The organism is Knoellia sp. Soil729 (assembly GCF_001427985.1).
In the GTDB taxonomy this organism is placed as follows: Bacteria; Actinomycetota; Actinomycetes; order Actinomycetales; family Dermatophilaceae; genus Knoellia.
The window spans coordinates 1-16,437 of sequence record NZ_LMSA01000001.1 but is presented as its reverse complement, the minus strand read 5'-3'; the positions used below and the strand labels follow the sequence as shown (position 1 = coordinate 16,437).

General features: G+C 65.2%; 11 protein-coding genes and 3 rRNA genes. 12 read left to right on the top strand and 2 right to left on the bottom strand.

Annotated features, from left to right (window positions below; all coding sequences use genetic code 11):
* From ASG74_RS00070 to ASG74_RS00035, 8 genes are read left to right on the top strand one after another with little or no spacing between them, the layout of a single operon-like run.
* Nucleotides 1-408 (top strand): ACT domain-containing protein, encoded by a 408-nt coding sequence (locus ASG74_RS00070; protein ID WP_056139478.1) that lies wholly within the window; start codon nucleotides 1-3, stop codon nucleotides 406-408.
* Nucleotides 405-1,556 carry a bifunctional glutamate N-acetyltransferase/amino-acid acetyltransferase ArgJ gene (gene argJ / locus ASG74_RS00065; RefSeq protein ID WP_056137703.1) on the top strand — a complete coding sequence of 384 codons (1,152 nt, stop codon included), beginning with the start codon at nucleotides 405-407 and terminating at the stop codon, nucleotides 1,554-1,556. Before ASG74_RS00070 ends, argJ begins: the two co-directional genes overlap by 4 nt.
* Before the next feature lie 10 nt (nucleotides 1,557-1,566).
* A complete protein-coding gene (argB, locus tag ASG74_RS00060) occupies nucleotides 1,567-2,451 on the top strand; it encodes an acetylglutamate kinase (protein WP_056137702.1) in 885 nt (294 codons plus the stop codon).
* A complete protein-coding gene (locus ASG74_RS00055) occupies nucleotides 2,448-3,656 on the top strand; it encodes an acetylornithine transaminase (protein WP_056137699.1) in 1,209 nt (402 codons plus the stop codon). The genes argB and ASG74_RS00055 overlap by 4 nt, the downstream gene beginning before the upstream one ends.
* The gene (gene argF / locus ASG74_RS00050) at nucleotides 3,653-4,609 is read left to right on the top strand and encodes an ornithine carbamoyltransferase (protein ID WP_056137698.1); all 957 of its coding nucleotides are present in this window, start codon (nucleotides 3,653-3,655) and stop codon (nucleotides 4,607-4,609) included. Before ASG74_RS00055 ends, argF begins: the two co-directional genes overlap by 4 nt.
* A complete protein-coding gene (locus ASG74_RS00045) occupies nucleotides 4,606-5,109 on the top strand; it encodes a hypothetical protein (RefSeq protein ID WP_056137695.1) in 504 nt (167 codons plus the stop codon). Before argF ends, ASG74_RS00045 begins: the two co-directional genes overlap by 4 nt.
* Nucleotides 5,106-6,566: an argininosuccinate lyase gene (gene argH / locus ASG74_RS00040; protein ID WP_056137693.1), complete on the top strand. Its 1,461-nt coding sequence runs from the start codon at nucleotides 5,106-5,108 to the stop codon at nucleotides 6,564-6,566. Before ASG74_RS00045 ends, argH begins: the two co-directional genes overlap by 4 nt.
* Nucleotides 6,563-7,180: a DNA-3-methyladenine glycosylase gene (locus ASG74_RS00035; protein ID WP_056137691.1), complete on the top strand. Its 618-nt coding sequence runs from the start codon at nucleotides 6,563-6,565 to the stop codon at nucleotides 7,178-7,180. Before argH ends, ASG74_RS00035 begins: the two co-directional genes overlap by 4 nt.
* Here the strand turns inward: ASG74_RS00035 and ASG74_RS00030 are convergent.
* Entirely contained in the window at nucleotides 7,158-8,174 is a 1,017-nt protein-coding gene (locus ASG74_RS00030) for an adenosine deaminase (RefSeq protein ID WP_056137689.1), read from the bottom strand. The genes ASG74_RS00035 and ASG74_RS00030 overlap by 23 nt on opposite strands.
* Before the next feature lie 17 nt (nucleotides 8,175-8,191).
* The gene (locus ASG74_RS00025) at nucleotides 8,192-8,950 is read right to left on the bottom strand and encodes a metallophosphoesterase family protein (protein ID WP_056137686.1); all 759 of its coding nucleotides are present in this window, start codon (nucleotides 8,948-8,950) and stop codon (nucleotides 8,192-8,194) included.
* A gap of 113 nt (nucleotides 8,951-9,063) precedes the next feature.
* On the opposite strand from ASG74_RS00025, the gene tyrS reads away from it, so the two are divergent.
* The 4 genes from tyrS (at nucleotide 9,064) to rrf (ending at nucleotide 16,364) form a co-directional block, all read left to right on the top strand.
* Nucleotides 9,064-10,323: a tyrosine--tRNA ligase gene (gene tyrS / locus ASG74_RS00020; protein ID WP_056137684.1), complete on the top strand. Its 1,260-nt coding sequence runs from the start codon at nucleotides 9,064-9,066 to the stop codon at nucleotides 10,321-10,323.
* Nucleotides 10,324-11,093: 770 nt separating this feature from the next.
* Nucleotides 11,094-12,617 (top strand): 16S ribosomal RNA (locus tag ASG74_RS00015).
* Nucleotides 12,618-12,979: 362 nt separating this feature from the next.
* A 23S ribosomal RNA gene (locus tag ASG74_RS00010) occupies nucleotides 12,980-16,105 on the top strand.
* 142 nt (nucleotides 16,106-16,247) lie between these two features.
* A 5S ribosomal RNA gene (rrf, locus tag ASG74_RS00005) occupies nucleotides 16,248-16,364 on the top strand.
* Together the 16S, 23S and 5S rRNA genes form the textbook arrangement of a ribosomal RNA operon.
* Nucleotides 16,365-16,437: the final 73 nt, after the last annotated feature.

The window sequence follows — 16,437 nt, the reverse complement described above, 5'->3', positions numbered from 1 at the left end:
ATGCCACTGCATTTGATGACCCACCCCGAGTCGTTGGCGGTCGCCCGGCTCGAGCCGGGGGAGGAGCCGACGTGGGACTGGACCGCCGGTCCGTTCGCCTCGCTCAGCCGCACCCAGCACGAGACCTCGGTCATCTGCCTGGCCAAGCCGGTGCCCGCCGGGGTGACGACCGAAGGGCCGTTCCGGGGTGTCGAGGTCGCCGGTCCGCTGGCCTTCGACGCGGTGGGAGTGATGGCCGAGATCCTCACGCCCCTGGTCCCGGCCGGGATCAGCGTCCTCGCCCTCTCCACCTATGACACCGACTGGGTCCTCGTCCCCGAGGAGCAGATCGACGAGGCGTGCAAGGTTTGGCGCAAGGCCGGTCTCATCGCGACGCCCAGCATCCTCACGGGACGGAGCGGAGCATGAGCGTCACTGCGGCGCAGGGCTTCCGGGCGTCCGGCGCCACCGCAGGGCTCAAGGCCTCGGGTGGCAGCGATGTCGCCCTCGTGGTCAATGACGGGCCTGACCACACCGCCGCCGCCGTGTTCACGAGCAACCGGGTGCAGGCAGCCCCTGTCACGTGGTCTCGCCAGGTCGTGAGCGATGGCCGTGCCGACGCGGTCTTCCTCAACTCCGGGGGAGCCAACGCCTGCACCGGCACTCGGGGTTTCCATGACAGTCACCGCACGGCCGAGCTCGTCGCCGGCGCGCTCGGCTGCAGCGCGACCGATGTCGTCGTGTGCTCGACCGGCCTCATCGGGGAGTTCCTGCCCATGGACAAGATCGAAGCGGGAGTCGGCCTGACGGTGGGCGCGCTCGCCAGCACGGCCGGTGCCGATGCGGCGCGGGCCATCATGACGACGGACTCGGTTCCCAAGGAGGCGGCCGCCTCGCGCGACGGTTGGACGGTCGGCGGCATGGCCAAGGGTGCGGGGATGCTTGCGCCGGGAATGGCAACGATGCTCTGCGTCATCACCACGGATGTCGTCGCCGACGCCGACACCCTCGATACGGCCCTGCGGGCAGCGACGACCCAGACGTTCGACCGCGTCGACTCCGACGGCTGCATGTCGACCAACGACACCGTGGTGCTCCTGGCGTCCGGGGCGTCCGGGGTTGCTCCCGCCGTCGGCGACCTCGTTGCCGCCGTGACGGAGGTCTGCTCCTCGCTCGCCCGCCAGCTCGTCGCCGACGCCGAGGGGGCCAGCCACGACATCGCCATCGAGGTGCGTTCCGCCGCGACCGAGCAGGAGGCCGTGGAGGTGGCCCGCTCGGTCACCCGCAGCAACCTGTTCAAGGCCGCGATCTTCGGCAAGGACCCCAACTGGGGCCGGGTGCTCGCAGCGGTCGGCACGACCTCCGCGTCCTTCGACCCGTCCACGCTGGACGTCGCGATCAACGGCGTGCAGGTGTGCCGGGCATCCAGCGTCGGTGACGACCGCGACCTCGTCGACCTCGAGCCGCGGGAGGTGCGCGTGGTCGTCGACCTGCACGCCGGCGCCGCCACGGCGACGGTGTGGACCAACGACCTCACCCATGAGTACGTGCACGAGAACTCGGCCTACAGCACGTGAGGACTCGACGGTGACCGACGACCTGACCAGGCTCAAGGCGAGCACCCTCGTCGAGGCGCTCCCATGGCTCGAGCGTTTCCGTGGTGCCCTGATCGTCATCAAGTACGGCGGCAACGCCATGGTCGACGACGAGCTCAAGCTGGCCTTCGCGCAGGACATCGCCTTTCTGCGCTACGCCGGCCTCCGTCCGGTCGTCGTGCACGGCGGCGGACCGCAGATCAAGGCGATGCTCGACCGCCTCGGGCTCGAGAGCGAGTTCAAGGGCGGGCTCCGGGTGACCACTCCCGAGGTCATGGACGTCGTGCGCATGGTGCTCACCGGTCAGGTCGGTCGAGAGCTCGTCGGCCTGCTCAACCAGCACGGGCCCCTCGCGGTTGGGCTCTCGGGTGAGGACGGAGCACTCTTCGGTGCCCGCCGTCGCGGGGTCGTCGTCGACGGCGTGGAGGAGGACCTCGGGCTGGTCGGTGACGTCGTCTCGGTCAACACGCAGTCGGTGATGGACCTGCTCGATGCGGGCCGGATCCCCGTCGTGTCCACGATCGCCCCCGACCTCGACCAGGAGGGCCAGGTCCTCAACGTCAACGCCGACACCGCAGCTGCCGCCCTGGCCGTGGCGCTCGGCGCCCGCAAGCTCGTCGTGCTCACCGACGTCGAGGGCGTGTATGCCGCGTGGCCGGACCGCTCGTCCCTCCTGTCGACCCTGCCCCTGAGCCGTGCCCGCGAGCTGGTCACGCAGGTCGACGCGGGCATGATCCCCAAGCTCGAGGCCTGCATCCGGGCCGTGGAGAACGGCGTACCCCAGGCCCACGTCATCGACGGACGCGAACCCCACTCCCTGCTGCTCGAGGTATTCACCTCGGACGGCATCGGCACCCTCATCGAGGAGGACGCATGAACAATCAGTCCGAGTCGCAGCAGGCGGTCCTCGACCGCTACGCGCACTCGCTCATCACGGTCTTCGGCACGCCGCAGCTCGTGCTCGAGCGCGGTGACGGCGCCTGGGTGTGGGACCTCGACGGCAAGCGCTACCTCGACCTCGTCGGTGGCATCGCGGTCAACGCGTTGGGGCACAACCACCCCGCCCTGGTCGCCGCCGTGTCCAAGCAGGTCGGCGAGATGGCCCACATCTCGAACTTCTACACCTCGCGGGTCCAGGTCGAGCTGGCCGAGCGGGTCCTCGAGATCGCGCAGGCTCCTGCTGGGTCCGGTGTCTTCTTCGCCAACTCCGGCGCCGAGGCGATCGAGGCGGCCATCAAGCTGTCGCGCCGCACGGGCCGCACCGACATCGTCGCGGCCGAGGGCGCGTTCCACGGACGCACGACCGGCGCGCTGGCCCTGACCCACAAGGCGGCCTACCGCGAGCCGTTCGCTCCCCTCATCCCGGGCGTCGCCCACGTGCCCTACAACGACATCGAGGCGCTGCGGTCCGCCGTCACGAGCGACACCGCGGCCGTCGTCCTCGAGCCCATCCAGGGTGAGGCGGGAGCGATCGTCGCGGACCCGGCATACCTGCAGGCAGCCCGCGAGGTGACCACAGCGGTGGGTGCACTGCTCATCATCGACGAGGTCCAGACCGGCATCGGTCGCACGGGCGACTGGTTCGGCTTCAGCGAGAGTGGCGTCGTCCCGGACGCCATCACGCTGGCCAAGGGGCTCGGTGGTGGCCTGCCGATCGGGGCCCTGGTGACGTTCGGCCCAGAGGTGACCGGCCTCCTCAGCGCAGGGCAGCACGGATCGACGTTCGGTGGCAACCCGCTCGTCGCGGCAGCCGGCCTGAGCGTCCTCTCGACGATCGAGAGTGACCGCCTGCTCAAGCACGTCACCGACATGGGTGAGCACCTGGCCGACGCTGTCGCCGGTCTGGACCACCCGGACATCGTCGGTGTTCGTGGCCGTGGGCTGTTGCGCGCCATCGTCCTGCGATCGGACCTGGCGGCGGGCATCGCCGCGGCGGCCCGAGAGGCAGGCTTCCTCGTCAACCCGGTCGCGCCCGACGCCGTCCGCCTGGTCCCACCACTCATCGTCACCGCCGATGAGCTCGACCTGTTCGTCACCGCGCTTCCCTCGCTCATCGCCATCGCCAAGGAGCCCACCCCATGAGCACAGCCGTCCGCCACCTCCTTCGCGACGACGACGTCACGCCCCAGGAGCAGGCCGAGATCCTCGAGCGTGCCGCGGCGATCAAGGCGCGCCCGTTCAGTGACCGCTGCCTGGAGGGGCCCGAGGTCGTGGCCGTCCTGTTCGACAAGCAGACCCTGCGCACCCAGGTGTCCTTCGCCGGTGCCATCGCCCACCTCGGCGGCTTCCCGCTCGTCATCGACGGCAAGCTCGCGCAGGTCGGGGTCCGGGAGTCGATCGCCGACGTGGCGCGGGTGCTCACGCGCGAGGCGCGGGCCATCGTGTGGCGGACCTACGGGCAGGAGCGCATCGAGGAGATGGCCGCCCACTCGAGCGTGCCGGTCATCAACGCGCTGACTGACGAGTTCCACCCGTGCCAGATCCTCGCCGACCTCCTCACGATTCGAGAGCACAAGGGGACGCTGGCCGGGCTGACCTTCGCCTACGTCGGCGACGGTGCCAACAACATGAGCCACAGCTACCTTCTCGGCATGGCCCTCTCGGGGCTCCACGTCCGCATCGGCACGCCGGCCGCCTACCAGCCGCAGGCCGCCGTGCTCGCGCGCGCGATCGAGATCGCTTTCGGGACAGGGGGATCCATCACCATCGTCGAGGACCCCGCCGAAGCCGTCGCCGGCGCCGACGTCGTCGCGACCGACACCTGGGTGTCGATGGGCTTCGAGAAGGAGAAGGAGTCCCGCCAGGGGTCCACCAGCCCCTTCGCCAACTACGCGGTGAGCGCGGAGCTCCTGGCCAAGGCCAAGCCGGACGCCATCTTCCTGCACTGCCTCCCCGCCTACCGCGGCTTCGAGGTCGACGCGTCGGTCATCGACGGTCCGCAGTCGGTGGTGTGGGACGAGTCCGAGAACCGGCTCCACGCGCAGAAGGCCGTGCTGTCCTGGCTCGTCGAGAAGTCCGGGGGTCAGCGCCGATGAGTGTCTCCTCCAGCCGCACCGGCCGGCAGCGACGCATCATCGAGATCCTGTCCAGCCGGTCCGTGAGGTCGCAGACCGAGCTCCTCGGGATCCTCGGCGAGGACGGCATCGAGGTCACCCAGGCGACGCTCTCGCGCGACCTCGTCGACGTCGGTGCCGAGAAGGTCCGAGTCGGGAAGTTCCTCGTGTATGCCGTGCCGGGAGAGGGTGGCGACCGCACCGTGCGCGTCGCTCTGGACGGGTCGGAGACGACCAACCGCCTGGCGCAGCGCTGTCACGAGCTGCTCGTGTCCGCCGAGGTCTCGGCCAACCTCGTCGTGCTGCGCACGCCACCGGGTGCCGCCAACTTCCTCGCGTCCGCGATCGACCACACGAGCGTGCCCGGGGTCGTCGGCACGATCGCGGGAGATGACACGATCATGGTCATCGCCACGGGTGCCGCAGCCTCGCGCAAGGTCGCCGCCCGCCTCATGTCCTACACCCGCAAGGAGAACGCGTGAGCACACCGGACGTCACCGCGACGCCGCCGACAGGTTCGACCGGCCTGAGCCTGTGGGGAGGGCGCTTCACCGGAGGTCCCGCCGACGCCCTGGCCGAGCTGTCCCGCTCGACGCACTTCGACTGGCGCCTGGCCCTGCACGACATCGCCGGCTCCCGCGCCCACGCGCGGGTCCTGCACGGTGCCGGCCTGCTGGCGCAGGACGACCTCGCCGCGATGCTGGCCGCCCTCGACCAGCTCGCCGCCGACGTGGAGTCGGGCAGCTTCGTGCCGGCTCCCGGTGACGAGGACGTCCACACCGCGCTCGAGCGCGGCCTGATCGAGCGCGCCGGGGCCGATGTCGGTGGGCGACTGCGTGCCGGCCGGTCCCGCAACGACCAGGTGGCCACGCTCGTGCGCATGTACCTGCGTGAGCACGCCCGCACGATCGCGGGCCTGGTCCTCGACGTGGTGGATGCGCTGGTCGCCCAGGCCGAGCGTCACGCCACCGTCGCCATGCCCGGGCGCACCCACCTCCAGCACGCGCAGCCCGTCCTGCTGGCCCACCACCTGCTCGCCCACGCCTGGCCGCTCCTGCGCGACGTCGAGCGGCTGCGCGACTGGGACGCGCGGGCGGCGCTCAGTCCCTATGGTTCCGGCGCGCTCGCCGGCAGCTCCCTGGGGTTGGACCCGGAGGCGGTCGCGGCCGACCTCGGGTTCGCCGGTGCGGTCGAGAACTCCATCGACGGGACTGCGTCGCGTGACGTCGTCGCCGAGTTCGCGTTCGTCACCACGATGGTCTCCGTCGACCTGTCGCGCGTCGCCGAGGAGGTCGTCCTGTGGGCGACCAAGGAGTTCGGCTTCGTCACGCTCGACGACTCCTACTCGACCGGGTCGAGCATCATGCCCCAGAAGAAGAACCCCGACGTCGCCGAGCTCGCACGGGGCAAGGCGGGCCGGCTGGTCGGCAACCTCACCGGTCTGCTGACCACGCTCAAGGGACTGCCCCTGGCCTACAACCGCGACCTCCAGGAGGACAAGGAGCCGGTGTTCGACTCGATCGACACCCTCGAGGTCCTCCTGCCTGCATTCAGCGGCATGGTCGACACCTTGGTCTTCGACACCGAACGGCTGGAGTCCCTTGCGCCACAGGGCTTCTCGCTCGCCACCGACATCGCCGAGTGGCTCGTGCGCCAAGGCGTGGCGTTCCGGGTCGCGCACGAGGTGGCGGGGGAGTGCGTGCGGGTGTGCGAGTCACGGGACATCGAGCTCTGGGACCTCTCCGACGAGGACCTGGCCGGCATCTCCGAGCACCTCACCCCCTCGGTGCGCGAGGTGCTGACGGTCGAGGGCTCGCTCGCCTCCCGTGACGCCAAGGGCGGGACGGCGCCGGCTCGAGTGGCCGAGCAGCTGACCCGTGCGGTGGCCGTGCGCGATGACGCCCGTGGCTGGTCGGTCCGGGTGCCCGCCGCCTCGTGACGACCCTGGCGAGGAGCTTCTTCGCCGGGCCGCCGCTCGAGGTGGCGCCGGCACTCCTGGGCTGCGTCGTGCACCACGCCGGGGTGTCGCTGAGACTGACCGAGGTCGAGGCGTATGCCGGCACCGCAGATCCCGGGTCGCACGCCTTCCGGGGCCCGACGCCGCGGACACGCGTGATGTTCGGCGAGCCGGGTCACCTCTACGTCTACTTCACCTACGGCATGCACTGGTGCGCGAACCTCGTCTGCGGGCCCGAGGGCGTGGCGAGTGCCGTCCTCCTGCGCGCCGGGGAGGTCGTGGCCGGCCATGAGCTCGCGGCCGAGCGCCGCGCCGGGGTGGTCCCTCGGGACTGGGCCCGTGGCCCGGCGCGGCTCACGACCACGCTGGGCATCGGCAAGGAGCACGACGGCGACGACGTGTGCGGACCCGCGGCCCGCGTGAGTGTCGAGGCGCCGCCAGAGCTGCTGGACCCCGCCCTGGTCCGCACCGGCCCACGCGTCGGGGTGAGCGGTCCCGGCGGTGACGGGACGGCATACCCCTGGCGGTTCTGGATCGACGGGGAACCGACCGTGAGCGCCTACCGCCCCGGCGTCATCCGGCGGCGTAGTCGCTGATCTCCCTCCGCACGCGCTGCTTCACGTCGTCCGGGGCGCAGCTCACGTCGACCGCCGTCGTCGCGAGCGCGGCCAGGCCGCTCTCGTCGAGGTCGAGCAGCTCGGCCGCGATCTCGTACTCATGGTTCAAGGTGGTGCCGAACATCGGCGGGTCGTCACTGTTGATGGTGACGACGACTCCCGCATCTCGCAGCCCCCGCAGGGGGTGGTCCGCCAGGCTCTCCACACAGCGGGTCGCGATGTTCGACGTCGGGCACACCTCGAGCGGGATGCGCTCTGCGACAAGCCGCTCGACCAGCAGGGGGTCCTCGATCGAGCGGATGCCATGGCCGATGCGCTCGGCACCGAGTGCATCCAGTGCGTCCCACACCGACTGCGCGTCCGTGGACTCGCCGGCATGCGGCAGCGACCGCAGCCCCGCCGCCCTGGCCCGGTCGAAGTGCGGCTTGAACGGCACCCGCGGAACCTCTGGTCCCCCCAGCCCGAAGCCGATGAGCGACTCGGGACCGTGGTCGACCGCATAGCCGAGAGTCGCGTCGGCAGAGGCGAGCCCAGCCTCGCCGGGGATGTCGTAGATCCAGCGAAGGACGATCCCGTGGTCGCGCTCCGCCGCACGGCGAGCGTCCTCGATGGCCTCCGTGTAGGCCTCGATGCTGATGCCCATGCGCACGCTCGTGAACGGGGTCATGGTCAGCTCGGCGTAGCGCACCTGCTGTGCCGCAAGCCCTTCCGCCACCTCGTAGGTGAGCAGGTGGATGTCCTCGGGCGTCCGAAGGAGCCCGACCACGGCGAGGTAGACGTCGATGAAGTGGTCGAAGTCCCTGAACGTGTAGAAGTCCTGAAGTGCCTCCACGCCCTGGGGCACACCGGCGTCAGGGTGCCGCTCGGCGAGCCGGGCCACCGTCTCGGGCCGGGCCGACCCGACGTGGTGCACGTGCAGCTCCGCCTTGGGCAGTCCTGCGATGAAGTCCCTGTATGCCGTCCACTCACCCATGCGCGGCAGTCTGCCAGTCACGCATCCGACCCGTCCCCGACCCGCGGCGTGAACGCAGCGAGCGCATCCAGGTCGCTGTTGCGCGAGTGGACGTACTCGTCGGCCCAGGCGGCGCGGTCCGGATACATGGACTCGGCGACGATCCGCTCGCACACGGCCTCGGGGTCGATCGGTGTGTGCCGCAACGAGGCCTGCCCCCGGTCGAGCAACGCCCACGCCCCGCCGACCTTGCCGTAGGGCATCCCCACGCTCCCGGGGTTGATGACCGTGCGCCGGTCGAGCAAGCGGATGAAGGGCATGTGCGTGTGGCCGCACACGATGGTGCGCACGTCCTCCGGAACTCCGGAGAGCACCGCAGTCCACGAAGCAACGGACGAGTCCACGAGGATGACCTCGTCGTCGTCGCGAGGGCTGCCGTGACAGAACAGCACCGGCCCGAAACCTTCGACTGGGATGGTCACGGGGTGGGGGAGGTCCCGCAGCAGCGCGACCTGGTCCTTGCGGAGCTGACCGGCTGCCCACACCGACTCGGGGTGCGGGTTGGTGGAACCCTCAGTGATCTCCACGGCCTCACGGTCGGCGTTGCCGCGCACCATGACCACCCGGTCCCCGAGTGCGGTGAGGGCGTCCAGGGTCTCGACCGGCATCGGACCGGCCATGTGGTCGCCGGTGACGACGACGAGGTCTGCCGCGGCCACATCGGGCTCGGCGAGCACGGCCTCGAGCACCGGCAGCACCCCGTGGACGTCTGACAGGACTGCGACACGACTGACCATGGGGCAGTCTCCCAGTTCCCGAGGTCCTGCACCGCGAACGGGGAAGGGTTCGGCCATCCCAGCCACCGAAGCGCTGCACCGGACCCCGAGGCGCCCATGGCAGGCTGACGCCTGTGAAAGACATCCTTGCCGAACTGCAGTGGCGCGGGCTCGTCGCCCAGACGACGGACGAAGACGCGCTGCGCGAGGCACTGACGGCCGGGCCGATCACCGCGTACTGCGGCTTCGACCCCACCGCGCCCTCCCTCCACTTCGGCAACCTCGTGCAGCTCATCGTGCTGCGGCACCTCCAGCGCGCGGGTCATCGGGTCATCTGCCTCGTGGGCGGCTCGACCGGTCTCATCGGCGACCCACGCCCGAGCTCCGAGCGCACGCTCAAGACCAAGGAGCAGACCGCCGAGTGGGTGGCGCGGATCCAGGACCAGGTCCAGCCCTTCCTCGAGTTCGACGGCGAGAACGCCGCGATGATGGTCAACAACCTCGACTGGACCTCGCCCATGTCGGCGCTGGACTTCCTGCGCGACATCGGCAAGCACTTCCGCGTCAACCAGATGGTCAAGAAGGACGCCGTCGCGGCTCGGCTGAACTCCGACGAAGGCATCTCCTACACCGAGTTCAGCTACCAGATCCTGCAGGGGCTGGACTTCCTCGAGCTCTACCGCGCCCACGGGTGCACGCTGCAGACCGGTGGCCAGGACCAGTGGGGCAACCTCACCGCCGGCTCCGACCTCATCCACAAGGTGGAGGGGGAGTCGGTGCACCTTCTCACGACGCCGCTGGTGACGGACTCCGCCGGCAACAAGTTCGGCAAGAGCGAGGGCAACGCCGTCTGGCTCTCCTCCGACATGACGAGCCCCTACGCCTTCTACCAGTACTGGCTCAACGTCGAGGACGCCTCGGTGATCAAGCTCGTGCGCATCTTCACCGACCGATCACAGGAGGAGGTCGCCGAGCTCGAACGCCAGGTCAGTGAGGAGCCGTTCAGGCGTGCCGCGCAGCGCATCCTGGCCGCCGACGTCACCACGCTCGTGCACGGAGCCGAGGCCACTGCTGCGGTGCAGGCCGCCTCCGAGGCGCTCTTCGGCAAGGGCGACCTCGCGACCCTCGATGCCGGCACCCTGCACGACGCCACGGCCGAGCTGCCCGGCGGAGAGGTGGCTCCCGGCATGACCATGACCGACGCCCTCGTCGCCGTCGGCCTGGTCGACTCCCGCAACGCCGCACGCCGCGCGATCGGCGACGGCGGCGCCTCCGTGAACGGCCAGAAGGTCACCGATCCCGAGTTTCCCCTGGCCGACGAGCACTTCCTCCACGACTCGGTGGCCATCCTCCGGCGCGGACGCAAGTCGATGGCAGCTGCTCGCAAGCCCTAGATCCGTTGTGGCACAACCCTTATCGGTATGCCGTGTGCTCACCTGGGCCCCAGTCGACGGCCGATTTGTGTTCTGGCCGCGCCGTCCTCTACTGTTCTCGATGTCAGCCCGACAGGGAGGAACGGACACCACCGCGTGAGGCCCAGCGCCTCGCACGAAGTAGGCCGGTCCCGGGGTTGACTCCCACAGTACGAAGCGGCGACAGACGCCGGTTTGGACGGCGGCCGCAAGGTTGCTAGGGTGGGGCACCCGCGAAGATCCAAGCGCGTCGGGTCCGGTCACTCTGAGAGTGGGTCACGGATTTGACGCCCAAGTGTGGCCGTGGGTAGTTTTGGAGAGTTGCCCTGGTGTCTGGCCCTGTGTGGGTTGGGTGTTGGTGTGCGTGTGAACCTTGAGAACTCAACAGCGTGTCAAAAATCGATGCCAAGTTTTACCTCGTCGTGGGGTGGCTGGTGAGTGTCCTCGTGGGGTGGCTGGTGAGTGTCCNGCTGCTCCCCTGGTGTCTGGCCCTGTGTGGGTTGGGTGTTGGTGTGCGTGTGAACCTTGAGAACTCAACAGCGTGTCAAAAATCGATGCCAAGTTTTACCTCGTCGTGGGGTGGCTGGTGAGTGTCCTGTGTGGGCGTGAGCTGGTTGTTCTGCTTCGATTTTCCTTTGGTTGACAATGATCAAACAGTGATTTTTTTGCTGGTTGTTCTTGCTCAGTCAGGGTTTCAAATCCCTTTTGTGGGTAATGTTTTTCTTCCGCCTTCGGGTGGGGGGAGTCATACATCAACGGAGAGTTTGATCCTGGCTCAGGACGAACGCTGGCGGCGTGCTTAACACATGCAAGTCGAACGGTGATCCCAAGAGCTTGCTTTTGGGTGAGCAGTGGCGAACGGGTGAGTAACACGTGAGTAACCTGCCCCTGACTCTGGAATAAGCGCTGGAAACGGCGTCTAATACCGGATATGACACCAATCCGCATGGGTATGGTGTGGAAAGTTTTTCGGTCTGGGATGGACTCGCGGCCTATCAGCTTGTTGGTGAGGTAATGGCTCACCAAGGCGATGACGGGTAGCCGGCCTGAGAGGGCGATCGGCCACACTGGGACTGAGACACGGCCCAGACTCCTACGGGAGGCAGCAGTGGGGAATATTGCACAATGGGCGCAAGCCTGATGCAGCGACGCCGCGTGAGGGATGACGGCCTTCGGGTTGTAAACCTCTTTCAGCAGGGAAGAAGCGAAAGTGACGGTACCTGCAGAAGAAGCACCGGCTAACTACGTGCCAGCAGCCGCGGTAATACGTAGGGTGCGAGCGTTGTCCGGAATTATTGGGCGTAAAGAGCTTGTAGGCGGTTTGTCGCGTCTGCTGTGAAAATCCGGGGCTCAACCCCGGACTTGCAGTGGGTACGGGCAGACTAGAGTGTGGTAGGGGAGACTGGAATTCCTGGTGTAGCGGTGAAATGCGCAGATATCAGGAGGAACACCGATGGCGAAGGCAGGTCTCTGGGCCACTACTGACGCTGAGAAGCGAAAGCATGGGGAGCGAACAGGATTAGATACCCTGGTAGTCCATGCCGTAAACGTTGGGAACTAGGTGTGGGTCTCATTCCACGAGGTCCGTGCCGCAGCTAACGCATTAAGTTCCCCGCCTGGGGAGTACGGCCGCAAGGCTAAAACTCAAAGGAATTGACGGGGGCCCGCACAAGCGGCGGAGCATGTGGATTAATTCGATGCAACGCGAAGAACCTTACCAAGGCTTGACATATACCGGAAACATTCAGAGATGGGTGCCCCGCAAGGTCGGTATACAGGTGGTGCATGGTTGTCGTCAGCTCGTGTCGTGAGATGTTGGGTTAAGTCCCGCAACGAGCGCAACCCTCGTTCTATGTTGCCAGCACGTGATGGTGGGGACTCATAGGAGACTGCCGGGGTCAACTCGGAGGAAGGTGGGGATGAGGTCAAATCATCATGCCCCTTATGTCTTGGGCTTCACACATGCTACAATGGYCGGTACAAAGGGCTGCGATACCGCGAGGTGGAGCGAATCCCAAAAAACCGGTCTCAGTTCGGATTGGGGTCTGCAACTCGACCCCATGAAGTTGGAGTCGCTAGTAATCGCAGATCAGCAACGCTGCGGTGAATACGTTCCCGGGCCTTGTACACACCGCCCGTCAAGTCACGAAAGTCGGTAACACCCGAAGCCGGTGGCCCAACCCTTGTGGAGGGAGCCGTCGAAGGTGGGACTGGCGATTGGGACTAAGTCGTAACAAGGTAGCCGTACCGGAAGGTGCGGCTGGATCACCTCCTTTCTAAGGAGCACTGGCCGGCAACGGTCCAGAGCCTGGTCTGTCCCCGAGTGTGGGGCAGCAGGTGCTCACGGGTGGAACATCGATTATTTGGCGCCGCAACTCGTGGTCACGAGTACACCTGCTGTGTCTTCCCCTTTGGGGAGGTCCTGGGAGGAGGGAAAGTGATCGTTCGGGGATGCGGTGTCTGGCACGTTGTTGGGTCCTGAGGGCTCAGGCGCAAGCTTGAGGTTTCGGGCCGGTATCCGGTCAGGACCCCCGCGGTCGCGAACCGTCGGAAGCTTTTTGTTTCYGGTAGGCGTGGACAGGCGTTGGGGGGCCGCCCGTATGTTGAGAACTACACAGTGGACGCGAGCATCTTTGTGGCTCAAGTTTTTAAGGGCGCACGGTGGATGCCTTGGCACCAGGAACCGAAGAAGGACGTAGGAATCTGCGATAAGCCACGGGGAGTCGATAACCAGACTGTGATCCGTGGATTTCCGAATGGGGAAACCCGGCTGGAGGCAAGTCCAGTCACTCCTGCCTGAATATATAGGGCAGGTAGAGGGAACGTGGGGAAGTGAAACATCTCAGTACCCACAGGAAGAGAAAGCAACCGCGATTCCGTGAGTATTGGCGAGAGAAAGCGGATGAGGCTAAACCGTATCTGTGTGAGAGCTGTCAGGCGTTGCAGGTACGGGGTCGTGGGACCTCTCGGTCGGGACTGACATCCCGGCATGGAGTCAAAAATTCGTGTGATAGTCGAAGGGCATTGAAAGGCCCGGCGTAGAGGGTGCGACCCCCGTAGACGAAATCATGCGAACTTCAGAGAGTTATCCCAAGTAATACGGGGCCCGAGAAATCCCGTATGAATCTGGCGGGACCACCCGCTAAGCCTAAATATTCCCTGGTGACCGATAGCGGACAAGTACCGTGAGGGAAAGGTGAAAAGTACCCCGGGAGGGGAGTGAAATAGATCCTGAAACCGTGTGCCTACAATCCGTTGGAGCCCTCTTTGTGGGGTGACAGCGTGCCTTTTGAAGAATGAGCCTGCGAGTTAGTGCTCAGTGGCGAGGTTAACCCGTGTGGGGAAGCCGTAGCGAAAGCGAGTCCGAATAGGGCGWMTGAGTCGCTGGGTCTAGACCCGAAGCGGAGTGATCTACCCATGGCCAGGTTGAAGCGACGGTAAGACGTCGTGGAGGACCGAACCCACTTAGGTTGAAAACTGAGGGGATGAGCTGTGGGTAGGGGTGAAAGGCCAATCAAACTCCGTGATAGCTGGTTCTCCCCGAAATGCATTTAGGTGCAGCGTCACGTGTTTCTTACCGGAGGTAGAGCTACTGGATAGCCGATGGGCCTCAACAGGTTACTGACGTTAGCCAAACTCCGAATGCCGGTAAGTGAGAGCGTGGCAGTGAGACTGCGGGGGATAAGCTCCGTAGTCGAGAGGGAAACAGCCCAGACCACCAGCTAAGGTCCCTAAGCGTGTGCTAAGTGGAAAAGGATGTGGAGTTGCAGTGACAACCAGGAGGTTGGCTTAGAAGCAGCCACCCTTTAAAGAGTGCGTAATAGCTCACTGGTCAAGTGATTCCGCGCCGACAATGTAGCGGGGCTCAAGCACACCACCGAAGCTGTGGCATTGACATATTGCCCGGCCACCACACCTGCGGGTTGGTGGTCCAAGCGTGTTGATGGGTAGGGGAGCGTCGTGTGGCCAGGGAAGCGGCGGTGTGAACCAGCCGTGGAGGCCACAYGAGTGAGAATGCAGGCATGAGTAGCGAATGACGGGCGAGAAACCCGTCCGCCGAATAACCAAGGGTTCCAGGGTCAAGCTAATCTGCCCTGGGTAAGTCGGGACCTAAGGCGAGGCCGACAGGCGTAGTCGATGGACATCCGGTTGATATTCCGGAACCGGCGAAGAACCGCCCATGACGAACCTTGTGATGCTAAACGTCTGAAGCTCTTTGTTCGTCCACCTTCGGGTGGGTGATGTTGAGTGGAGCGCGTGACCCGATCAGGTAGTAGTCAAGCGATGGAGAGACGCAGGAAGGTAGCCTCCGCGTGGCGATGGTAGTCCACGTCCAAGGGTGTAGGGAGTGACATAGGCAAATCCGTGTCACACATGTCCTGAGACCTGATAGTGACCGCGAATGCGGGAAGCAGGGTGATCCTATGCTGCCAAGAAAATCTTCTAGCGAGGTTCGAGCCGCCCGTACCCCAAACCGACTCAGGTGGTTAGGTAGAGAATACCAAGGCGATCGAGTGAATCATGGTTAAGGAATTCGGCAAAATACCCCCGTAACTTCGGGAGAAGGGGGGCCCAGAGGGTGAAGTTCTTCACGAACTAGCCTGAACGGCCGCAGAGACCAGGGAGARGCGACTGTTTACTAAAAACACAGGTCCGTGCTAAGTCGCAAGACGATGTATACGGACTGACGCCTGCCCGGTGCTGGAAGGTTAAGAGGACCGGTTAGACCTTCGGGTCGAAGCTGAGAATTTAAGCCCCAGTAAACGGCGGTGGTAACTATAACCATCCTAAGGTAGCGAAATTCCTTGTCGGGTAAGTTCCGACCTGCACGAATGGCGTAACGACTTCTCCACTGTCTCAACCATGAACTCGGCGAAATTGCACTACGAGTAAAGATGCTCGTTACGCGCAGAAGGACGGAAAGACCCCGGGACCTTTACTATAGCTTGGTATTGGTGTTCGGTACGGCTTGTGTAGGATAGGTGGGAGACTGTGAAGCGGGCACGCCAGTGTTCGTGGAGTCAACGTTGAAATACCACTCTGGTCGTTCTGGATATCTAACCTCGGTCCGTGATCCGGATCAGGGACATTGCCTGGTGGGTAGTTTAACTGGGGCGGTTGCCTCCTAAAAGGTAACGGAGGCGCTCAAAGGTTCCCTCAGCCTGGTTGGTAATCAGGTTTCGAGTGTAAGTGCACAAGGGAGCTTGACTGCGAGACAGGCATGTCGAGCAGGGACGAAAGTCGGAACTAGTGACCCGGCGCTGGCTTGTGGAAGCGGCGTCGCTCAACGGATAAAAGGTACCCCGGGGATAACAGGCTGATCTTGCCCAAGAGTCCATATCGACGGCATGGTTTGGCACCTCGATGTCGGCTCGTCGCATCCTGGGGGTGGAGTCTCTCCCAAGGGTTGGGCTGTTCGCCCATTAAAGCGGTACGCGAGCTGGGTTTAGAACGTCGTGAGACAGTTCGGTCCCTATCCTCTGTGCGCGTAGGAAATTTGAGAAGGGCTGTCCCTAGTACGAGAGGACCGGGATGGACGAACCTCTGGTGTGTCAGTTGTTCTGCCAAGAGCACCGCTGATTAGCTACGTTCGGAAGTGATAACCGCTGAAAGCATCTAAGCGGGAAGCACGCTTCAAGATGAGATTTCCATGGAGCGTAAGCTCTGAGAGGCTCCCAGCTAGACTACTGGGTTGATAGGCCAGACGTGGAAGTGCAGTAATGCATGTAGCTGACTGGTACTAATAAGCCGACAACTTGATACACACTTAAAAAGWATGCGTTCGCGTCCACTGTGCAGTTCCCGAGATACGGTCGGGAACCCCCCACACCACACCACCACCCCACAGGGGGTCGGCCAGGTGACYGGTGCCACGGGGGAGAAGAACAACCACATCTCCATAGAGTTTCGGCTGTCATAGCGAAGGGGAAACGCCCGGCTCCATTCCGAACCCGGAAGCTAAGCCCTTCAGCGCCGATGGTACTGCACTGGTGACGGTGTGGGAGAGTAGGACGCAGCCGGACAACCATTCACGGAAATGGCCCGCCACCACCATGGCGGGCCATTTCTCATCCACCATGGCGGGCCATTTCTCAT